At 67.2% G+C, this 19,222-nt stretch carries 21 protein-coding genes; 17 read left to right on the forward strand and 4 right to left on the reverse strand.

The genetic code is table 11. The features are described from left to right. Window positions 1-97: 97 nt before the first annotated feature. From ACRAWC_RS18070 to ACRAWC_RS18080, 3 genes are all read right to left on the reverse strand, one after another. Window positions 98-1,033: an NUDIX hydrolase gene (locus ACRAWC_RS18070; protein ID WP_431348960.1), complete on the reverse strand. Its 936-nt coding sequence runs from the start codon at window positions 1,031-1,033 to the stop codon at window positions 98-100. Then, entirely contained in the window at window positions 1,030-3,243 is a 2,214-nt protein-coding gene (locus ACRAWC_RS18075; protein WP_431348961.1) for an RNA degradosome polyphosphate kinase, read from the reverse strand. The genes ACRAWC_RS18070 and ACRAWC_RS18075 overlap by 4 nt, the downstream gene beginning before the upstream one ends. Before the next feature lie 108 nt (window positions 3,244-3,351). Beyond that, window positions 3,352-4,044 carry a response regulator transcription factor gene (locus ACRAWC_RS18080; RefSeq protein ID WP_431348962.1) on the reverse strand — a complete coding sequence of 231 codons (693 nt, stop codon included), beginning with the start codon at window positions 4,042-4,044 and terminating at the stop codon, window positions 3,352-3,354. A gap of 148 nt (window positions 4,045-4,192) precedes the next feature. On the opposite strand from ACRAWC_RS18080, the gene ACRAWC_RS18085 reads away from it, so the two are divergent. From ACRAWC_RS18085 to ACRAWC_RS18095, 3 genes are all read left to right on the forward strand, one after another. Next, the gene (locus ACRAWC_RS18085; protein ID WP_431348963.1) at window positions 4,193-4,534 is read left to right on the forward strand and encodes a hypothetical protein; all 342 of its coding nucleotides are present in this window, start codon (window positions 4,193-4,195) and stop codon (window positions 4,532-4,534) included. Window positions 4,535-4,660: 126 nt separating this feature from the next. Continuing rightward, a complete protein-coding gene (locus ACRAWC_RS18090; protein WP_431348964.1) occupies window positions 4,661-5,257 on the forward strand; it encodes an FABP family protein in 597 nt (198 codons plus the stop codon). Between the two features lies 1 nt (window position 5,258). Continuing rightward, the gene (locus ACRAWC_RS18095) at window positions 5,259-6,371 is read left to right on the forward strand and encodes a YgfZ/GcvT domain-containing protein (protein ID WP_431348965.1); all 1,113 of its coding nucleotides are present in this window, start codon (window positions 5,259-5,261) and stop codon (window positions 6,369-6,371) included. Window positions 6,372-6,574: 203 nt separating this feature from the next. Here ACRAWC_RS18095 and ACRAWC_RS18100 read toward each other — a convergent pair whose 3' ends face one another. Further along, on the reverse strand, window positions 6,575-7,411 hold the full coding sequence (locus tag ACRAWC_RS18100; protein ID WP_431348966.1) for a class I SAM-dependent methyltransferase: 837 nt from the start codon (window positions 7,409-7,411) through the stop codon (window positions 6,575-6,577). Window positions 7,412-7,428: 17 nt separating this feature from the next. Between ACRAWC_RS18100 and ACRAWC_RS18105 the strand changes: the two genes are divergently transcribed. The 14 genes from ACRAWC_RS18105 to ACRAWC_RS18170 all read left to right on the forward strand — a co-directional run bounded on the left by ACRAWC_RS18105 (window position 7,429) and on the right by ACRAWC_RS18170 (window position 19,034). Beyond that, complete coding sequence (locus ACRAWC_RS18105) at window positions 7,429-8,178, forward strand: phosphoglyceromutase (protein ID WP_431348967.1); 750 nt, start codon at window positions 7,429-7,431, stop codon at window positions 8,176-8,178. 38 nt (window positions 8,179-8,216) lie between these two features. Further along, window positions 8,217-8,654 carry a 2'-5' RNA ligase family protein gene (locus ACRAWC_RS18110; RefSeq protein WP_431349478.1) on the forward strand — a complete coding sequence of 146 codons (438 nt, stop codon included), beginning with the start codon at window positions 8,217-8,219 and terminating at the stop codon, window positions 8,652-8,654. 130 nt (window positions 8,655-8,784) lie between these two features. Further along, entirely contained in the window at window positions 8,785-9,075 is a 291-nt protein-coding gene (locus ACRAWC_RS18115) for a WXG100 family type VII secretion target (protein WP_369962389.1), read from the forward strand. 76 nt (window positions 9,076-9,151) lie between these two features. Next, a complete protein-coding gene (locus ACRAWC_RS18120; protein ID WP_431348968.1) occupies window positions 9,152-9,559 on the forward strand; it encodes a hypothetical protein in 408 nt (135 codons plus the stop codon). After that, a complete protein-coding gene (locus ACRAWC_RS18125; RefSeq protein ID WP_431348969.1) occupies window positions 9,556-9,789 on the forward strand; it encodes an EsaB/YukD family protein in 234 nt (77 codons plus the stop codon). The genes ACRAWC_RS18120 and ACRAWC_RS18125 overlap by 4 nt, the downstream gene beginning before the upstream one ends. A gap of 74 nt (window positions 9,790-9,863) precedes the next feature. Next, window positions 9,864-10,937 carry a type VII secretion protein EssB gene (gene essB / locus ACRAWC_RS18130; RefSeq protein ID WP_431348970.1) on the forward strand — a complete coding sequence of 358 codons (1,074 nt, stop codon included), beginning with the start codon at window positions 9,864-9,866 and terminating at the stop codon, window positions 10,935-10,937. Continuing rightward, entirely contained in the window at window positions 10,934-15,415 is a 4,482-nt protein-coding gene (essC, locus tag ACRAWC_RS18135; protein ID WP_431348971.1) for a type VII secretion protein EssC, read from the forward strand. The genes essB and essC overlap by 4 nt, the downstream gene beginning before the upstream one ends. Continuing rightward, window positions 15,412-15,867, forward strand: coding sequence for a DUF4176 domain-containing protein (locus ACRAWC_RS18140; protein ID WP_431348972.1), 456 nt, complete (start codon window positions 15,412-15,414; stop codon window positions 15,865-15,867). The genes essC and ACRAWC_RS18140 overlap by 4 nt, the downstream gene beginning before the upstream one ends. Continuing rightward, window positions 15,864-16,247 (forward strand): DUF4176 domain-containing protein, encoded by a 384-nt coding sequence (locus ACRAWC_RS18145; protein WP_431348973.1) that lies wholly within the window; start codon window positions 15,864-15,866, stop codon window positions 16,245-16,247. The genes ACRAWC_RS18140 and ACRAWC_RS18145 overlap by 4 nt, the downstream gene beginning before the upstream one ends. Continuing rightward, a complete protein-coding gene (locus ACRAWC_RS18150; protein WP_431348974.1) occupies window positions 16,240-16,557 on the forward strand; it encodes a hypothetical protein in 318 nt (105 codons plus the stop codon). The genes ACRAWC_RS18145 and ACRAWC_RS18150 overlap by 8 nt, the downstream gene beginning before the upstream one ends. Before the next feature lie 23 nt (window positions 16,558-16,580). Further along, window positions 16,581-16,844 (forward strand): hypothetical protein, encoded by a 264-nt coding sequence (locus ACRAWC_RS18155; RefSeq protein WP_431348975.1) that lies wholly within the window; start codon window positions 16,581-16,583, stop codon window positions 16,842-16,844. After that, entirely contained in the window at window positions 16,841-18,250 is a 1,410-nt protein-coding gene (locus ACRAWC_RS18160; protein WP_431348976.1) for a hypothetical protein, read from the forward strand. The genes ACRAWC_RS18155 and ACRAWC_RS18160 overlap by 4 nt, the downstream gene beginning before the upstream one ends. A gap of 164 nt (window positions 18,251-18,414) precedes the next feature. Further along, window positions 18,415-18,738: a TNT domain-containing protein gene (locus ACRAWC_RS18165; protein WP_431348977.1), complete on the forward strand. Its 324-nt coding sequence runs from the start codon at window positions 18,415-18,417 to the stop codon at window positions 18,736-18,738. Beyond that, window positions 18,735-19,034 carry a hypothetical protein gene (locus ACRAWC_RS18170; RefSeq protein ID WP_431348978.1) on the forward strand — a complete coding sequence of 100 codons (300 nt, stop codon included), beginning with the start codon at window positions 18,735-18,737 and terminating at the stop codon, window positions 19,032-19,034. The genes ACRAWC_RS18165 and ACRAWC_RS18170 overlap by 4 nt, the downstream gene beginning before the upstream one ends. Window positions 19,035-19,222: the final 188 nt, after the last annotated feature.

A 19,222-nucleotide genomic window follows, 5' to 3' on the forward strand; every position in this document is an offset into this window, starting at 1 on the left:
CCCTTGGTTGGTGCGGCCGTCCCGAGTGGGACGGCCGTGCCAATCTAGCGTCATACTCTGAAGAATCTCAAATAAACATCAGTATTTCACGCCTGGCTCATTCTGCGGGGGCGTACGTCTCGATCGAGACGATGCCCGACGAGGGGTTGGTCGCCGAGAGGTGGACGACCGAGAAGCCGCCGGTGTCGAGGTCGGCCGCATCGGTGAGGTAACCGCCCGGCATCGTGCCGGTGGCCAGCGCGATCTCGCGCAGGATCTCCGGCAGCACCGGCCCGTGGCTGCAGAGCACCGCGGTCTTGCGCGAGCGCACCCGCTTGCCGATGATCGTGCGGACTTCCCCGTCGCCGTCCTCGTAGGCGTCCTGGCTGAGGCCGGGCTCGCGGCGCGGCTTGATCCCGGTCGAGGCGGCGAGCGGTGCGACGGTGGCCACGCAACGCACCGCGTCGCTCGTGAGGATGCGCTTGGGGCTCCAGGCGAGCACGGTCGGCACGTCGCCGGCGGCCTGGCGGACGCCGCGGTCGGTGAGCGGGCGCGAGGCGTCGGGGCCCGACCAGTCGCCGCGCGGCACCGCCTTGCCGTGGCGCAGCGCGATGAGCGCGAACGTGGAGGTGACGCCCTGGCGCACCAGCGCTTCGAACGCCTCCACGATCTCCACGTCGCGCTCGTAGGTGAGGTAGCTGCGCGCCTTCTTCAGCGTGACCCACTCGATCGCCGCGATCTCGGTGTTGGGCACGAAGGTCGAGCGCTCGATCGCCTGGTCGACCACTTCCGCCGCCCAGTAGTGGACGATCTTCTCGCGCCCTGAGCTGAGCGGGTAGGCCGAGGTGCCGAGCGGCACGCCGAGCGTGATGGCGAGCCCGGTCTCCTCGAGGATCTCGCGCACCGCCGTCTGCGGGAGCGTCTCCCCCGGGTCGACCTTGCCCTTCGGGATCGTCACATCGCCGTACTTGGTGCGGTGCACGACGAGCACGACGATCTTGTCGTCCACGACGCGCCAGCAGAGGGCGCCCGCGGCGTAGACGGCGAGGCTCACCGCCTGGTTCCCGTGCGGGCCGAGCGCGGACGGTGGGCGGCCTGCTGCATCAGCTTGGTCTGGAGGTCGGTGAGCGGTGCGCCGTTCTCGTCCAGGTGGTGCCGGGTCCAGACGCCGTCCTCCGCGAGCGTCCAGGCCGCGGTGCGCTCGTCGAACGCGAGGTCGAACAGGCGGCCGAGCTCGGCGAGATGCTCGGGGTCGGTCAAGCGCACCAGCGCTTCCACGCGGCGGTCGAGGTTGCGGTGCATCATGTCGGCACTGCCGATGTAGACGTGCGGTTCGCCGTCGTTCACGAACGAGAACACGCGCGAGTGCTCGAGATACCGGCCCAGCACGGAGCGGACCCGGATGTTCTCCGAGAGCCCCTCGCGCCCGGGCACGACGCCGCAGATGCCGCGCACCCACAGCTCCACCGGCACGCCGGCCTGGCTGGCGCGGTAGAGGGCGTCGATGATCGCCTCGTCGACGATGGAGTTGAGCTTGATGCGGATGCCGGACGGCCGGCCGGCCGCCGCGTTCGCCGCCTCGGTGTCGATGCGCTTCAGCAGCCCTTTGCGCAGGTGCAGCGGCGCGACCAGGAGACGCTTGAACTTCTTCTCGATCGCGTAGCCGGACAGCTCGTTGAAGAGCCGGGTGAGGTCTTTGCCGACCTGATCGTCCGCCGTCAGCAGGCCGAGGTCCTCGTAGATCCGGGAGGTCTTGGGATTGTAGTTGCCCGTGCCGATGTGGCTGTAGTGCTTGAGGACGCCCTTCTCCTCGCGGATGACCAGCGCGAGCTTGCAGTGCGTCTTGAGCCCGACCAGTCCGTAGACGACGTGCACGCCGGCCTTCTCGAGCTTGCGCGCCCAGGAGATGTTGTTCTGCTCGTCGAACCGCGCCTTGATCTCGACCAGGGCCAGCACCTGCTTGCCCGCCTCCGCCGCGTCGATGAGGGCCTCGACGATCGGACTGTCGCCCGAGGTGCGGTACAGCGTCTGCTTGATGGCGAGGACGTGCGGGTCCGCGGCCGCCTGCTCCAGGAACGCCTGCACGCTCGTCGCGAACGACTCGTACGGGTGGTGCAGCAGGATGTCCTGACGCGCGACGGCGGCGAAGACGTCGGGCTTGGCGTTCGGCTCGCTCGGCATGAGCTGCGGAGCCGTGGTCGGCACGTGGTTGGGGTAGTGGAGGTCCGGCCGGTCGATGCGTGCCAGGTCGAACAGTCCGCCGAGGTCGAGCGGGGCGGGGAGGCGGTAGACCTCCTGCGCGGTGACGTCGAGCTCGCGCACCAACAGGCCGAGCGTCACGTCGTCCATGTCCTCGGTGACCTCGAGCCGGATCGGCGGCCCGAACCGGCGGCGCAGCAGCTCGCGCTCCAGTGCCTGAATGAGGTTCTCGGTCTCGTCCTCGTCGATCTCGACGTCCTCGTTGCGGGTGACGCGGAAGACGTGGTGGTCGAGGATCTCCATGCCGGGGAAGAGGTCGCCGAGGTGGTTGGCGATCAGATCCTCCAGGCGCAGGAAGCGCACCTGGCCGAGGCCCTCGCGCTGGTCGATGCGCACGAAGCGCGGCAGCATCTGCGGCACCTTGAGGCGAGCGAACTGCTCCTTGCCGGTGCGCGAGTTGCGCACCCGCACCGAAAGGTTCAGCGACAGGCCCGAGATATAGGGGAACGGGTGCGCCGGGTCGACCGCCAGCGGCATGAGCACGGGGAAGATCTGCTGCGAGAACACCTCGCGCATCTGCGCCCTGTCGGCCTCGTCCAGCTCGTCCCACGACGAAACGGTGATGCCGGCCTCCTCCAGGGCCGGGAGCACGAACGCGCGGTACGCCTTGGCGTGCCGCACCTGCAGCTCGTGCGCCTTCTCGGAGATGTCGGCCAGGACGTCCTGCGGCGCGCGGCCGATGTTGGTCGGGACCGCGAGACCGGTGGCGATGCGCCGCTTGAGCCCGGCGACCCGGACCATGAAGAACTCGTCGAGGTTGCTCGCGAAGATCGCGAGGAAGTTGGCCCGTTCCAGCACCGGCAGCAGCGGGTCCTCCGCGAGCTCGAGCACCCGCTGGTTGAACGCCAGCCAGCTCAGCTCGCGGTCGAGGTAGCGGCCGTCCGGCAGCGTCGGGTCCGGCTCATAGATGAAAGGGGCGAAGTCGTCGTCGAAGTCGCTGCCCAGGCTGCCGCTCAGCCCGTTGTCGAGTAGGCCGTTGTCCAGTGCCGTGCGCTCGCCGTCCATGCCCCCATCATGGCACCGCCCGCCCAGGTGGAGGCACGAGCTTCGGTTAACTGTGGAGAAACGACATCGCTGTCCGATTGTGGAGGACAGCCCACGCGCGGAGAGGAGTCAGGGCCGGACCGACGACGGCAGACGGTCGTTCTCGTCCTCGTACACATTGAAGCGGTAACCGACGTTCCGAACCGTCCCGATGAGCGACTCCAGGTCGCCGAGCTTGGCGCGCAGCCTTCGCACGTGGACGTCCACCGTGCGGGTGCCGCCGAAGTAGTCGTAGCCCCACACCTCGCTCAGCAGTTGCTCGCGGGTGAACACGCGCGACGGGTGCGTGGCGAAGAACCGCAGCAGCTCGAACTCCTTGAAGGTGAGGTCGAGCGCCTTCCCGTGCGCTTTGGCCGAGTAGCTCGCCTCGTCGATCGTGATGCCGGAGGCCTGGATCTTGGTCTGCGAGTGCTCCTGCGTCTGCCGGCCGATCGCCAGCCGGATGCGCGCGTCCACTTCCGCCGGGCCGGCGCTGTCGAGCACGACGTCGTTGACACCCCAGTCGGCGCTCACCGCGGTGAGGCCGCCCTCCGTGAGCACCAGCAGCAGCGGGACGGTGATGCCGGTAGTGGTGAGGATCTTGCACAGCGACTTCGCGCTCGCCAGGTCGCGCCGTGCGTCGACGAAGATGAGATCGCAGGCGGGGGCGTTGACCAGGGCGGCAGGCTCGGCGGGGATCTGCCGGACGCGGTGGCTGAGGAGACCGAGAGCCGGAAGCACCTCCGCGTCGGGGGCGGACGTGAGGATCAACAGCTGCGCCACCCAGTATCCTCCTCGCCCGTCTTCGTGCCGCAATGCTACCGGAAACGCTTACGGCGGCAGATCGCGGACGTCACGGAGGGGAGGTGTCACGGAGGGGAGGCGTCACGGAGGGGAGGCGGCCTCGCCCCGCGCACGGCACAATAGGAGGATGAGCGAGACGCCGTCCGATCCGGGCCTTCTCGGTCCTGCCGCCGCGGCGGGGCCGCCTCCCGAGCCGATGCCGCGCTCGATGGTCGCGCTGAGCGTCGGCGGGGTGTGGGCACTCGCCCTCGTGCTCGGCGTGCTCATCGCCTTCCTCTCCCACCCGATCCAGTACGCGTCCTGGCTGTCGCTCGCGCTGGGCGTCTCCGTGCTCGCGTCCTTCGGAGCCCAGCTCGCCACCCAGCGGAAGGACGGGTTCGTCAACCGGCTGGCGACCACGCTGACCGGGAGTTTCGTCATCCTCGGCGTCATCGGAGGCATCCTCGGCCTCGTCACGCTCGGGCACTGATTAGACTGGCCGTATGCTCGTCGCTCTCGAACTCTTCTTCATCGGCCTGCTGGGTCTGGCCACCCTCGCGATCCTCGGTGTGTCCGGCGTCGTGGTCTACAACCTCTTCCGCGGCCAGCGCTAGGCATGATCGAGCTCCCCACCGATCTTCCGGCCGAACTCGTCCCGCTCTCCTGGCTGATCGGGGTCTGGGAGGGGACCGGTGTGGTCGACTACGCCCTCGGCGAGGAGCACACACAGCTCGAGTTCGGCCAGCGGGTGAGCTTCAGCCACGACGGCGAGGCCTACCTCAACTACTCTGCGACCTCGTGGGTGCTCGACGACGACCGCACCCCGCTCGCAGCGGAGACCGGCTACTGGCGCCTCAGCCGCACCCTGATCGAGGGTGATCCGGGCCCGGCGATGCTGCCCGGTCAGGGCGTCCGGCCGTTCGGCACCGCTCAGGCCGTCGAGACTCTGCGCGCCTCCAGCGGCGGCTTCGACATCGACGTGGCGATCATCCACCCCGATGGGGTCAGCGAGCTCTACATCGGCCAGGTGAACGGCCCGCGCATCGACCTGGCGACGGACGCCGTCGTGCGCACGGCCGGCGCCAAGGAGTACAGCGCAGCGACCCGCCTCTACGGACTGGTCGAGGGCCACCTCCTGTGGGCCTGGGACATCGCGGCCCTCGGTCAGGAGCTGCGCACGCACGCCTCCGCCCGGCTCGCCAAGGTCGACTGACGTGGACGCGTCGCCCTTCCTCTCCCTTCCGGGCGCGGTCGACATCGCGGATGCCGGGGTCCCGTCGCACTACGGCAAGCCGCTCGCGGAGCAACGCGCCCTCCTCGAGGGCGGCGCGATCGTCGACCTGTCCGACCGTGCGGTGCTCTCGATCACGGGCCCGGACCGGCTGAGCTGGCTCAACTCGCTGACGAGCCAGTCGCTGCTCGCGCTGCAGCCGGGCGAGTCCTCCGAGACCCTCCTGCTCGACGTCACCGGTCGTGTGGAGCATGCGGTGCGCCTCGTCGAAGACGGCTCGACGCTGTGGCTGCTGGTCGACCGGCCGGAGGCCGCCGGCCTGCTCGCCTGGCTCGACTCGATGCGCTTCATGCTGCGCGTCGAGCTGGCGGACCACACCGAGGCGCTCGCGACGATCGGGACGCTCGGCGAGCCTCCGCTGCCGATCGCCGCGCCGAACGGCGTTCCGCTGATCTGGCACGACCCGTGGCACGCCGTGACGCCCGGCGGCCACCAGTACGCGCGCGGCGAGCACCCCGGCGCGAGCTGGAGCTGGAGCGAGCGCGTCGTGCCGCGGGACGCGCTCCCGTCGATCGTCGTCCGCGTGGAGGCCGGGGAGCTCGCCGTCGCCGGGACGCTCGCTGCCGACGCACTGCGGATCGCCGCGTGGCGCCCCCGGTTCGCCACCGAGGTGGACGAGCGGACCATCCCGCACGAGCTCGACTGGCTGCGCACGGCGGTTCACCTCACCAAGGGCTGCTACCGCGGTCAAGAGACGGTCGCGAAGGTGCACAACCTCGGGCACCCGCCGCGCCGCCTGGTGATGCTCCACCTTGACGGGTCTGAGGGAGTCCATCCGTCCCGCGGCGCCGAGGTCACGCTCGACGGGCGAGTGGTGGGCACCGTCACCTCGTCGGCGCTGCACTACGAGCTCGGTCCGATCGCTCTCGCGATCGTGAAGCGGGGCACCGACGCCACGGCCACGCTGACCGTGGACGCCGACGGCACGCCGGTCGCGGCCGCCCAGGAGATCGTCGTGCCGCCGGAGGCCGGAGCAGAAGCGCACGTTCCCCACCTCCCGCGCCTGGGCGCCGTCACCCGCACTCCCCGAGGCTGAAGCCAACGGAGGACATCCTCCCCCGCCCACCCCAAATCGCGGCCACCGGAGGACATCCGCCCTCCGATGGCCGCGATCTCCTCCGCGCGCGACACCGGGGCCGCCCCACCCGCCGCCACCGGAGGAAACCAGCGGGCGAGCGGCTGCGATCTCCTCCGTTGACTGACATCCGAGGCTGCGGCGACGCAGATGTCCTCCGTTGCCTACGCCGGGGCGACGGCCTCCCACGCCACGGTGAGCTCGCCGAGCCGCCAGCGCGACCGGCCGCCGACGATCGGCCAGCCGGCGTCGCGCATCCCCTGCGCCGCCGCCATCCAGCGCTGCTTCGGCCCGTACGCGGCGAGCGGCGAATGGACGCGCCAGAGCCGGTCGAGGTCCGCGAGGTAGGCGTGCACGCGCTCGCCGGGGATGTTCCGGTGGATGAGCGCCTTCGGCAGCCGCTCGGCCACGACGCTCGGCGCGTCGAGCCCGCGCAGCCGCAGCGAGACGGAGAACGTCTGCGGCCCCGTCCGGTCGAGCGTGACCCAACTGGCGATCCGTCCGATCTCGTCGCAGGTGCCCTCGACGAGCGCGCCGCCGAGCTGCAGCCGGCCGAGCATCCGCTCCCAGGCGGCCGCGACCTCCGACTCGTCGTACTGGCGCAGCACGTTGAACGCCCGGATCACGGCGGCGTGCCGCCCCGCCGGCAGCGGCACCTCGAACCCGCCGACCGCGAAGCCCACCCGTGCCCGCGGATCGAAGCCGGTGCCGCCCGCGCGCACCGACTCGAGCTGGGCCACGGCGGTCGCGACTCGGCCGGGGTCGATCTCCAGCCCGAGCACCTCGACGTCCGGGCGCGTCTTCGCCAGGCGGTGCTGCAGCTCGAAAGCGGTCACGCCGCTCGCGCCGTAGCCGAGGTCGACCACCAGCGGGTCGCCCGTGCGGCGCAGTTCGGGCAGGGCGGCGATCCAGCGGTCCACCCGGCGCAGCCGGTTCGTGTTCGTGGTGCCCCGCGTCACCGTTCCGACCGCGCCGGGAGCGCGGTAGGAGGGAGAAGGCATGTGACAAGATTATTCGCATGCCCACCCCCTACACTTTGATCCTCCTCCGCCACGGCAACAGCGTGTGGAACCAGCAGAACCTCTTCACAGGCTGGGTCGACGTCCGGCTCAGCGACCAGGGCGTCGCCGAAGCAACCCGCGCGGGCGAGCTCCTGGCCGAGTCCGGCCTCGCGCCCGACATCCTCTACACGTCGGTGCTCACCCGCGCCATCCAGACCGCGAACATCGCGCTCGACGTCGCCGACCGGCTCTGGATCCCGGTCGAGCGCTCCTGGCGCCTCAACGAGCGTCACTACGGCGCGCTGCAGGGCCTCGACAAGGCGGAGACCCTGGAGAAGTACGGCCCGGAGCAGTTCCAGCTCTGGCGCCGCTCGTTCGATGTCCCGCCGCCGCCGCTCGCCGACGACAGCGAGTGGTCGCAGGCGAACGACCCGCGCTACGCCGACCTGGGCGACGACCTGCCCCGCACGGAGTGCCTGAAGGACGTCATCGCCCGCATGCTGCCGTACTGGGAGTCCGACATCACCGTCAGCCTCGCCGAGGGCAAGACGGTGCTGGTGACCGCGCACGGCAACTCGCTGCGCGCGCTCGTCAAGCACCTCGACGGCATCTCCGACGAGGAGATCGCCGAGCTCAACATCCCGACCGGCATCCCGCTCGTCTACAAGCTGGACGAGACCTTCGCGCCGATCGAGCCCGGTGTGTACCTCGACCCGGAGGCCGCCGCCGCCGGGGCCGCGGCCGTCGCGGCCCAGGGCAAGAAGTAGGCCTCACGGCCCTCCCGTCGTACGTCGTCGTCGCGTTCCTGCCGGAACGCGGCGGCGACGTCGTCGTTCCGGGGGAGTTCGCCGCGGGGGACTGGCCGCTGCACATCACCGTCGTTCCGCCCTTCCAGACCGAGCTGGAGCCGGACGCGCTCGCCGCGCTTCTCCCGCACGGGCCGCGCATCCCGGTCGTCGCCGGGGCGCGGGCGTCGTTCGGCCACCGCCGCGCGGTGCCGGTCACGCTGGTCCGGCCGTCGCCAGCGCTGCTCGCGCTGCATGTGGCGTGCGTCGACGCGCTGGAGGCCGCAGGCGCCGTGATCGCCGACACGCGCCACATCCGCAGCGGCTACCGGCCGCACGCGAGCGACCAGCGCTCGGCCGCGCTCGCCCCCGGCGACCATTCCTCCCTGGTCGAGCTCGCGCTTGTTGAACGCACCGCCCGCTCCCGCAGGATCGCCGCGCGTATCCCACTCCTCTGACCGTGGTCGGGATGTGTATGGTCGCATGTCAGGTTCGAGATTTGACACGGTGCGCGCGAGCTTGTAGCTTCGAAGCCGAAATACTCCGCTTTACGCGGTAGTACGTTTTGTGTCGAAACAGGGGTTTCTCATGGGCCAGATCAGCGTTACACCGGAAGAACTGAAGCAGCAGGCTCAGGTCTACACCCGCTCGAAGGAAGAGATCGAGCAGGCGATCCAGAAGGTCAACCAGATGAACTCGACCATCGCCGACCAGTGGAAGGGCCAGGCGTTCCAGGCCTACCTCGAGCAGTACAACCAGCTCCACGAGAGCGTGAAGAAGTTCGAGGAGCTGCTCGTGAACATCAACGAGCAGCTGAACAAGTACGCGGACACCATCGCCGAGCGCGACGCGCAGGATGCGCAGAGCTTCGGCTTCTGACCGGATCCTCGCCGCGGGTGTGGCCGTGGGTGCGCTTGCGATCGGTCTGACGATCGGCGCGCCCACGGCTCTGGCTGTGACCGACGACTCGGACGGCGCGGGCAAGCTGAGCCTCAACACGACCGTCCTCGTCAACGATTCGGTCGGCACCGGTTCCTCCGGCGAGTTCGCGATCCGAAGCAGCCTGTTCTCCGACCGCCTCTCCGCGCGAGCCGACCAGCAACGGGCACGGTCCGTCGAACGGCTGAACGTCGTCGAGCACCTGGATTTCGCCGGACCCCGGCCAACCGGTGAGCGGTACCAGTCGGTGCGAGCAGCGTTGTTCGAGGACTACTCCTCCGACGTGATCGCATCGTCTTCGGACCAACGCGAGGAGTCCCCTGTCTTGTTCGGTGTGCTGGCCGCGGTCGCGGTACCGCTGGTGTTGGTGGGGGGATTCGTGCTGGGACGATTCTGGGCGAGAAGAAGCCGGGCGGCGTCGTGATCGAGATCACCCTCGTGTATGCCCACCGGCAGATCGACCTCCTGGTGCCCGCCGCCGTCCGGTTCGACCGGCTGCGGCAGTTGATCCGAGACGCGTTCGCCGCGAAGGGCACGTTCCTGCCGGACGGTTTCTCGTTCGTGCTGGACGACAAGGCCCTCGCGGTGAGCGGGCACGACTTCATCTCCTCTTTCGGGATCGGCAACGGCGACCGCCTTCAGATTGTGAATTGACCAGGTAAATGCGTATTGAGATAGACGGAACGGTCCTCGAGCTCGAGGCGAGCTCCGGCAGGATTCACGCGAGCGTGGACAAGAACGGTTACCAGGGTGGGAGCCTCGATGTGATCTCCCGCTACGTCGACGCGCACGAGACCGACACCGGACTCGAGCTCGCCTACGACCTCGCAGACGGCGAGGTCAGTTTCGGGGACGCCGTCGGCATGGCCAGGACCCGCCTCGATCGGCTGTCGCTGGCCCAGAAGCTCGTGGCGTGCGTCGGCTATCGCGACGGCTTCCGAGTGCCCGTGATCCATCCGGACAACGTGTATCTCAACGGCGGCCTGCTCCGCGTGGTGCACTGCGGCCTCCAGGGCATGCTCGCCCCGATGGCGTTCGATGAGACGCACTTCTTCGCCTCGCTGCAGGCGATGGTGCTGCACGTCTTCCGTCCGAAGCTCGCCTTCGAGCAGCTCCTCGACGGGGCTGCGGCACTGCAGGACAAGTTCTCGGTGGCGGTGCGGCAGGCGACGACAGCCGACGAGCTGTTCGCGTTCATCGACGCGCAGCTGAAAGACGAGCAGGCGGAGGTCGCGGCTCGCAAGGTCAGTGTTCCGAAGCGCCGGTATGCCGGGTACCGCCTCGTCGGTGCGCTCGGCCTCGCGGCGGCGGCGGTCGCCGGCGTGTTCGCGTGGCAGACCGCGGATCACAACCGGCTGCAGGACGCGGTCGTGGCCTCCCAGGCGCGCTTCCTCGCGAACGACTACGGCGGTGCGCTGACGGAACTGGAAGGCTTCGCGGCCACCTCCCTGCCGGCGTCCGCGAAGTATGTGCTCGCGGTGTCGAGCGTCAACCTGGACGACCTCACCGCCACGCAGAAGCAGGCGATTTTGAACACGATCTCCCAGAAGTCCGACGACGTGACCCTGAACTACTGGATCGCCATCGGCCGCGGTGAGTTCGAACAAGCCCTCGACTACGCGCAGAACCTCGGCGACGACCAGCTCACCCTGCTCGCCTACACCGACCTCTACCAGTCCACGAAGCTCGACTCCCGGATGGCCGGCGGTGAGAAGCAGAAGCTCCTGGACGAGTACGCGAAGGCGATCGACCAGTTGACGGCCAAGCTGGAGGGCACGAGCGACACGGCGGCAGCGGAATGAGCGTCTTCGAGACGGAGCAACTCGCCGGGGCTCAGGGTCCGGCCCTCGATTCCCGGCTCGAGCCGGGTCAGCTGCTGTTCCTCGTGTACGTGGTCGACGGCCGGAGTGCCGTCAGGCTGACGCTCACCGAAGAGCACCCGTTCGTCGAGCATGACGGGCACAAGTTCAGCGTGATCAACGATGCCCTCTACGTCGACGGGGATCTGATCGGCGCCGGGCACAGGACCGTCGGGACGCTGGAATGCGTCGTGGTGCCCGCCGCGGACGCCCGTACCGAGTGCTTCGTCGCAGATGCGCGCAGCGACCTCGTGATCGGCGACGTCCCCTACGCCAGCATCCGGGCAGCGGGCTCGCCGACGTTGATCGTGCAGGAGGACTCGCTGATCGTCGAGGCACGTGGCCAGCTCGTGTACATCGACGGCGTCGCGGTCGCCGGGCGGCAGATCTGCGACCTCGACGTCGGCACGGTGGTCCTGACCGCGGGATTCATCCTCGAGAAGCGGCCGGCGCAGTACAAGATCACCACGTTCGGCTCGGATGTGGACTTCGATCGCACGAAGCTGCTGGTGCAGCCGCCGGAGCGGGAGTTTCCGGCGGATTTCCCCGAGTACCGGAGATCCCCGAAGCTGAACCTGGAGGTCGAGGAGGCCGAGTTCACCCTGCAGGGGCCCGACAAGCCGGGCGCGAAGCCGAAGAACCGGCTCCTGCGGATGGTGGTGCCCCTGTTCTTCATGATCGTGGCCTCCGGAGTGACGACGCTGGTCATCGGGAGCAATCCGGCAATGATGCTCGGCATGGGCCTGGCGACCCTGCTGACGGCGTCGTTCACGGTGTCGCAGTACGTCACCGAGCGGCGGGAGTCCAAGGCGACCGCGCTGAAGTCCGAGGAGGACTACACCCGGTATCTCGTGCGCACCGTCGCCGGCGTCTCCAAGGCGTACGACGACGAGCGCGACGTGCTGCGCTACCAGCAGCCGAGCCCGCAGGAGCTCGCGGCCATGGTCGAGCGGTACGACCCGCGGATCTACGAGCGGCAGCGCTTCAACAAGGACTTCCTCCGCGTCTCGCTGGGGCTGTCCGATCGCCCCTCGGCGCTCTCAGTGTCCTCCGACGTGAGCGAGAAGGACGCGACCGCCGAGGCGCAGCAGGTGTCCGACCTCGCGTCGGGGTTCCGGACTCAGCGCGATTCGCCGACTCCGATCGGCCTGGCGGGGCAGACGCTCGGAATCGTCGGCCCTCCCGCCGTCGTCACCGACTACCTGCAATCGGTCTTGTTCCAGACGGCCTTCTTCCACTCCTACCGGGACGTGAACTTCATCAGCCTGCTCTCGCGGGAGGCGTACACGCAGACCTGGAGCGCGTGGCGTCTGCTGCCGCATTTCACGCTGCAGGAGCTGAACATGCGGGGTCTGATCTACAACGACAAGCTGCGCGACGTGGTGCTGAACGGGTTCTACCAACTTCTCCAGAAGCGCAAGCAGGCGCTGAAGGACGCGGGCACGCAGAAGCCCCAGTTCGCACCGCACTACCTCTTCACGATCTCCGACGACCGCCACCTGGCCGGCCACGGCATCAACGAGCTGCTCGCGGAGGACATGAGCGAGCTGGGCGTGACGGTGATCTGGTGCAGCGAGGACGCGAAGCTGCTGCCCGAGACGGTGACCGCGCTCATCCAGGCGCCGCACCAGGTGAAGGGCGAACTCGTTACGGACAACAGCGTGTACGTCGCGACGCCGTTCACGCCGTACGTCTCGCCCCAGGACCTCGAGCACTCGCTCCGCAGGCTCTCGAATCTGAACCACGTAGAGGTCGAGAAGAACGCGATCCCGGAGGCGCTGAGCCTGCTGGAACAGTACGAGGTGAAGACCGTCGAAGAGCTGACGATCGCCGACCGCTGGGCGCGAGCCGAGCCGAACAAGTCCATCTCGTCGCTGATCGGCTGGCGCGGCAAGTCCGATCACGTCCACTGGGATCTGCACGAGCGTGCCCACGGCCCGCACGCGCTGGTCGGCGGCACGACGGGGTCGGGCAAGTCGGAGTTCTTGACCACCTACCTCATCGGTCTGGCGATCAACTTCTCGCCGGAGGACGTGGGCATGCTCATCATCGACTGGAAGGGCGGCGGCATCGCCAACACGCTCGATCGGCTGCCGCACTTCATGGGCGCCATCACCAACCTCGATGGCGCGGGCACGGCCCGGGCGCTGGCGAGCATCAAGGCGGAGCTCGACAAACGGCAGCGCGAGTTCGCGATCTACGGCGTGAACAGCATCAACGCGTACATGACCTTGTACAAGCAGCGCCATGACCCGAAGCCGGAAATGAAGTACCCGACGAAGCCCCTGCCGCACTTGGTCCTGGTGTCGGACGAGTTCGCCGAGCTGAAGGCCAACGTCCCGGAGTTCCTGGACGAACTGACCTCGGTCGCACGCATCGGCCGGAGCCTCGGGGTGCACCTGATCCTCGCGACGCAGAAGCCGAGTGGTGTGGTGAACGACCAGATCGAGGCGAACTCCACATCGAAGATCGCCCTGAAGATGGCCGGTGAGCAAGACTCGAACGAGTTGCTGAAGACCACGGACGCCGCACACATCACCAACCCGGGCCGCGGTTACCTGAAGGTCGGGCAGAACGAGGTGTACGAGCTCTTCCAGAGCGGCTACGCCGGCGTCCCATACGATCCTGACGCGCAGGTCACCGAGAAGGTGGACGAGCGGATCTACAAGATCAACGACCTCGGCCAGTACGAGCTGTTCTTCGACCCCGACGAGGAAGTCGAGCAGGGCAAGGACACAAGCGAACTGCCCTCGCAGCTGGAGGCGGTCATCGACACCATCGCTCAGATCTTCGACGGCGACGACGCGCTCACGCAGCCGGACAAGCCGTGGTTGCCGAGTCTGGGCGAGAACATCCCGACTCCGGAGCCGGCGGCAGGCGCCGGCCTGAGTGTGCCGCTCGGCCTGCTCGACATCCCCAGCCGGCAGGCGCAGGAGAACTACGACTTCGATCTGTTGAAGGCTGGGCACACCGTGTTGTTCGGCAGCCCCGGCTACGGCAAGTCGACAGTGCTGCAGACGCTCGTGGTCAATCTCGCCAAGGCGAACACGCCCGAGCGCGTCCACGTGAATCTCATCGACTTCGGGAACAACGGGCTTCTGCCCCTGAAGGACCTTCCGCATGTCGCCGATATCGTCACGCTCGAAGAGGGCGAGAAGCTCGGGAAGATGCTGGACGCGATTGCGGGCCTGCTCGCGACCCGTAAGCAACAGTTCAAGGAGGCGGGGGTCGCGAATATCGAGCAGTACACGGCGAAGACGGCGCGGGATTTGCCGATCGTGGTCAATGTGCTCGACGGATATGACAACCTCACGGGCGATGACCGGAGGAAGGACTCGATCGACAACCTGCTTCTGCAGGTGCTCCGCGAGGGCGCTGCGCTCGGGGTGTACGTCGTGCTGAGCGCGAGCCGAGTGGGAGCGGTGCGGGTCAACATGCTCAGCAACATCTCCACGAGGCTGTGCCTCTACCTGAACGACGAGAGCGAGCTGGGCCAACTCATGGGCCGAGAGCGGCTGCTGCAGGTCGACGCCCCCGGCAGAGGCCAGCTGCTCGTCGATGCGCCGACCGCGATCCAGTTCTACCTGCCGGTGCCGGGTGAGAACGGCTCGGAAACCCTTTCAGCACTCGAAGCGCGCGTCGCGGCGGTCGACGCCGCGTGGGCGGGCGACAAGCCGAAGCGGATTCCGATGGTGCCGCGAGAGCTCACCCCCTCGGCGTTCGGTGAGTTCGCTTCGGTGCGTGACCTCAGAGCCGTGGGCGGGACGCCGTTGGGGCTGTCGAAGGCTACGACGAACGCACTCGGGTTCGTGCCCCGTTCGCAGCCGTACTTCCTGTTCGCAGCGCGGGACGATGAACAGGAACTCCTCTTCCAGGAAGTTCTGCTCTCTCAGGGGGCGCGGGTGAGCGCGGAGTTCCTGATCGTCGATTTCGACGAGAGCTTCGAGGAGGCGTTGGAGGCGACTTCGTTGCCGGCGAACTTCAGCTACATCACGAGCAAGAACGACGCCAATCAGCTTGTCGCGGGAATCGTCGCGTACCTGAACCTCAATAAGAAGAAGGACCTGGGTGCTCACACGGTGCTCGTTGTGGCGAATCTGGGGGATTTCATCGCCAAGACCGGAGTGAAGCCCGAAGACTTCGCGCTCGCACTGAAGAACACCTTCAAAGCAGGCCTGGATTTCGTGATCTTCAGCAGGCACGACTACATCGCCAAATCGTTCGACCCGGTGCCGAAGCTCATCAGGGAGCTGAAGTTCAGCGGGCTGGTGGGGGCGCGGGCCTACGACAGTGCCCTGGTGAAGAGCTTGGGGATTTCGAGCGAGCCCGAGCCGCGAACCGACGAGCCGTTTTTCGTGGTCCGTGGTGGCAGCACGTTCGAGAAGATCAAGCTCCCGAAGCAGAGCGGGGCGGCGGTATGAGCGAGATCCCGGAGCTGCTTCCGTTGGGGAGTGCCGTGACGATCGAGGACGACGACGCCATCTACGTCATTGTCGCGAGAGGTCTCCAAAAGCTGGACGACGACGGATTCCTCGCCGGCTACAAGGGCGTGCGGCACCCCCAGGGGGCGGGCGCGGGTGTGCGGGAGATCGTGATCCGACAGACCCAGATCGCGGAGGTCGTTCACCGCGGGCATGAGGACGCGAAGGATGCGGTGTTCGCGAGAGAGCAGCTCGACAACGCGAAGACACCGCCAGCGAAGAAGCCGCCTCCTGACGAGGAGCCGGATCTGACGGTGGACCTCACCAAGCCTGCGGCTGTCACCGCACTTGCGCCGCCGCCGGCGCGCACCGAGGCGCCGGCGTCCGTGGGGTCGGTGATGAACATGAAAGACCCGTTCAGTGAGTTACGAAGCAAAGGAAGACGCGCATGACCCAGGACCAGCCTGAGACTCGATCGTTCCTCCCGCTGGGGAGTGTCGTGATTCTGAAGGGGTCGGTGAAGAAGCTGCTGGTTGTCAACCGCGGCTCGATCGTGGAGGGCGAGTTCTTCGACTACGGGGCGTTCCTGTACCCGGAAGGCATGATCGACACGAACGTCGCGTATTTCAACCGGGACGACATTTCGAAGGTCGTGGCCGAGGGCTACTCGGATGCCGACAACGAACTCGTACTCGAGATCCTTGAGGGGGCGCACGCCGAGTTCCAGCAGGGCGCTAGCGGTGAGCAGGTCGTCGCCGCACCTGTTGCCCCGGTGGTGATCGACGATGACCCGTTCGCGGGTGTTCGTGATCTGGGTGATGACGATGAGTGACGAGCAGGCGTTGGCGAGGGTGCGGGAGCTGGAAGCGGTCATCCACCAGCTCGAGCGGGTGCGAGGTGATGTGCGCGACTTCAGCGTCGGCACCTACGAAGACGCCGGCCGGGCGGTGTGGGCGGGTCAGAAGCGGACGAGGTTCACGAACCGTTTCGATGTGGCCAAGTCGAACTTCGACCGCATCAGCGAGCAGATCGGGCAGGCGATCAGTGAGTGCAAGAGCAAGCAGCGCAGTCTGGCGTTTTCAATCAACCCGATCGAGCACCCCTTGCTTTCGGTGCAGGCCATCGCGATAGCCCTGGACTGAGTGGTGTGAGGAGGCGATAGGTCATGGCGACGAGAAGCATTCAGAAGGGTTTTAACGAGGAGGCGCGGAAGGTATCCACGCTCACCTCTCGTGTTGCCGAGACGAAGGACGGTTGGGAACGCGGCGACAACCTCAATGTCCCCGGCGCGAAGGCGGTGTCGGAGATTTACGCGGATCTGTCGACCGTGATCGCGGGGTTCGGGGTGTTGGCGCAGAACGACACCGGCGCATTCCAGAAGTTCGGCGTGAATATCGAGGTCCAGGATCGTGAGGATGCTCGGAAGTGAGTGTTGTGGAGTTTTCTGCGGATTCGTGGCAGGCGTCGTCGCCGGGGTTGCAGGAGGGGCTTGCACATCGGGTTGAGGTGTTGTCTGAGCTGGTGAAGGGGTTGGAGGCTTTAGCGGCGTCGAACCAGATCAGTGGTGTGGGTGCGGATGCGATGCGTGCGTATATCCGGGAGGTTCAGGTCCCGGTCGCGCGGTCGCTTCTGGTGGGTGTCTCAACGTTCCAGACCGCGATCGGCGTGTATTGGGCGGGGTATGCCCAGGTCGACACGGATGGGGATTTCCGGCTCGTCGCAGACGAGTTCGACGCCCACCTGACCCAGCTGGATACGGGGTTGGGCCGGTTGCGCGGGTTTGAGACGGAGCTCACGCGGATCTCTGCGGGAGCGGGACATCTGGTGTCGTTGGGTGGCGCTGGTGCGCGTGCAGCGGGGGCTGCGGTCGAGGACTTCGAGGGCATGCGGGCCATCGCCAGAATGCAGAAGGAGACCTGGGAGGCGTATGAGGCGTCAGATCCCGGCTTCAACCAGGTCCGCGAACTGATCGCTGAGCTGAAGGGTGTTCTGAAGAACCTCGGGTCGTTGACGGTCGGGCGAGGCCGGTCGTACACGGCGGGGAGTTTCGACCTGACCCTGGCGCGGTTGGGTGAACTCACGACCGGGATGTTCGAGTACTGCCAGGCGAACCAACAGGTCGCCTCCGAAGGCTGGAAGGACATGTTCGACAAGTACGCCCAGGACGTCGACGCGGCCCGGCGGGAGCAGGCGCTGACAGATCTGATCTGGGACGGGTTGCAGATCCTCACCGGCGCGGTTGTGACCGCGATCGGGTTGGGGTTGACCCCGTTCACGGCCGGGTTCTCGCTGGGCCTGACCGCTATCGGCGGCACGCTACTGGTGGGTGGGATCAACAGCGCGATCAACCACGTCTCGATCGCCGCCACCGGCAACGAGCTGGATCTGGCCGGCATGGCCGGCCAGTGGTGGGATGCGAGTGTCGCGCGGCCGGTCGCGGACTGGGGCGGGGATTGGCAGTACGTGGGCGGCTTCCTGTCGGGGGCCGGGCATGCTGTCACCGGGATGGCGCAGTTGAACGTGCAACAGATCGGGGTGGGGATTACCGCGCTTGCCACCGACCAGGCTGCGCGTGACGCGTTGTGGCAGCAGGTGTCCGGATTCGTAGGCCGGATAGCCAGTGGGGACAAGTTCGCAGTCGGACAGGTGGTCGGCGAGGTGGCCGGGCTGATCATCCCGGGCGCGGCGGCCGCGAAGCTTGCCCGGGAAGGGGGCCCGGTCGCCAAGATGGGCGGAATGGCCGACGGGCTGGTGAAACCGGCCAAGCTCCCCCACCTGTCCAGCCCAGACTCCCCGCACCGGCGCCAGGGTCCGTCGGCGAGGTTCAAGCTCTGAAGGATGCGCTGACGGAGGCGACTCGGGCGAAGGATATTCCCGGGTACGACCCGACCGGCGGTTTGGGCTGGGACCGGTTCCTGGAGAAGCACCTCAACGGGTTCGACTCCGAGGGCCGCCCTGCGTGGAAATGGCCTGACGACCCGCCTCACACGGACGGGTTCATGAACGGGATGTCGAAACCCGCCGACCTCGCTCCCGGTGACACACTCGAACGCATCACCTTCCGAGAAAGCTCCGGTCTGCCTGCCGACGGCGACTTTGCGGCTCCCCCGGGAACGGCATTCGACAAGCTTTCGCTGCCACCGGACCGGCTTGGTGGGAACGCGATGGTTGTTCGGTACGAGATTCTGAAGCCGCTACCGGAGAATGTGCGAACGGGTCAGATCGCGCCCGGGTTCGAACAACCCGGTCTGGGCACCCAATACCACTTCCCTGACGGCATCCAAGAACTTGTCGACGGGAAATACCTGAAGGAGATTCCATGAACCACGAGCAGTACGTAGCGGCCATGTCCGCGCTTGGATATTCGAGAGCGGATGCTGAAGGCCTTATTTGGCTGTCCAAGAACGCCACTGATGTGGTCTTACGAAGAAACAACTTCGTTCCACGAGGTGACGGTCTCTACGAAATCTGGATCGCAAACGAAAGAGACTACTTCCGTCGCGTTCGTAAGGATGGCCGGGAGTTTCTTGGAACGCTAGGCGAGGCTTACGAGCTTATCTATGAACAAGTCCGCAAAGGGCTTGAGGCGCACCCGGGTGCACAGCGCAACTCCAAGTGACCGCGACTGGGTTGGCGCTCGCTGCCGACCGCCAGCGGTAGGAGACCGATGAAGCGTAAGCAGTACATTGCAGCTATGTCAGCGCTCGGCTACTCGCGTGAGGTGGCTGAGGGCCTCATTTGGCTGTCCAAGTGTTGACGACGCTCGAATTCTGAACGGTATCGACGCTTGAAAAGTGAACACTCAAC

The sequence above is a fragment of the Leifsonia sp. L25 genome (genome assembly GCF_050632895.1).

Bases quoted from the DNA above. Each gene is read 5' to 3' on its own strand.
- ACRAWC_RS18075 (WP_431348961.1), bottom strand. From the start codon at position 3,243: ATGGACGGCGAGCGCACGGCACTGGACAACGGCCTACTCGACAACGGG.
- ACRAWC_RS18085 (WP_431348963.1), top strand. From the start codon at position 4,193: ATGAGCGAGACGCCGTCCGATCCGGGCCTTCTCGGTCCTGCCGCCGCG.
- ACRAWC_RS18090 (WP_431348964.1), top strand. From the start codon at position 4,661: ATGATCGAGCTCCCCACCGATCTTCCGGCCGAACTCGTCCCGCTCTCC.
- ACRAWC_RS18100 (WP_431348966.1), bottom strand. From the start codon at position 7,411: ATGCCTTCTCCCTCCTACCGCGCTCCCGGCGCGGTCGGAACGGTGACG.
- ACRAWC_RS18105 (WP_431348967.1), top strand. From the start codon at position 7,429: ATGCCCACCCCCTACACTTTGATCCTCCTCCGCCACGGCAACAGCGTG.
- ACRAWC_RS18115 (WP_369962389.1), top strand. From the start codon at position 8,785: ATGGGCCAGATCAGCGTTACACCGGAAGAACTGAAGCAGCAGGCTCAG.
- essC (WP_431348971.1), top strand. From the start codon at position 10,934: ATGAGCGTCTTCGAGACGGAGCAACTCGCCGGGGCTCAGGGTCCGGCC.
- ACRAWC_RS18140 (WP_431348972.1), top strand. From the start codon at position 15,412: ATGAGCGAGATCCCGGAGCTGCTTCCGTTGGGGAGTGCCGTGACGATC.
- ACRAWC_RS18145 (WP_431348973.1), top strand. From the start codon at position 15,864: ATGACCCAGGACCAGCCTGAGACTCGATCGTTCCTCCCGCTGGGGAGT.
- ACRAWC_RS18150 (WP_431348974.1), top strand. From the start codon at position 16,240: ATGAGTGACGAGCAGGCGTTGGCGAGGGTGCGGGAGCTGGAAGCGGTC.
- ACRAWC_RS18155 (WP_431348975.1), top strand. From the start codon at position 16,581: ATGGCGACGAGAAGCATTCAGAAGGGTTTTAACGAGGAGGCGCGGAAG.
- ACRAWC_RS18165 (WP_431348977.1), top strand. From the start codon at position 18,415: ATGAACGGGATGTCGAAACCCGCCGACCTCGCTCCCGGTGACACACTC.
- ACRAWC_RS18170 (WP_431348978.1), top strand. From the start codon at position 18,735: ATGAACCACGAGCAGTACGTAGCGGCCATGTCCGCGCTTGGATATTCG.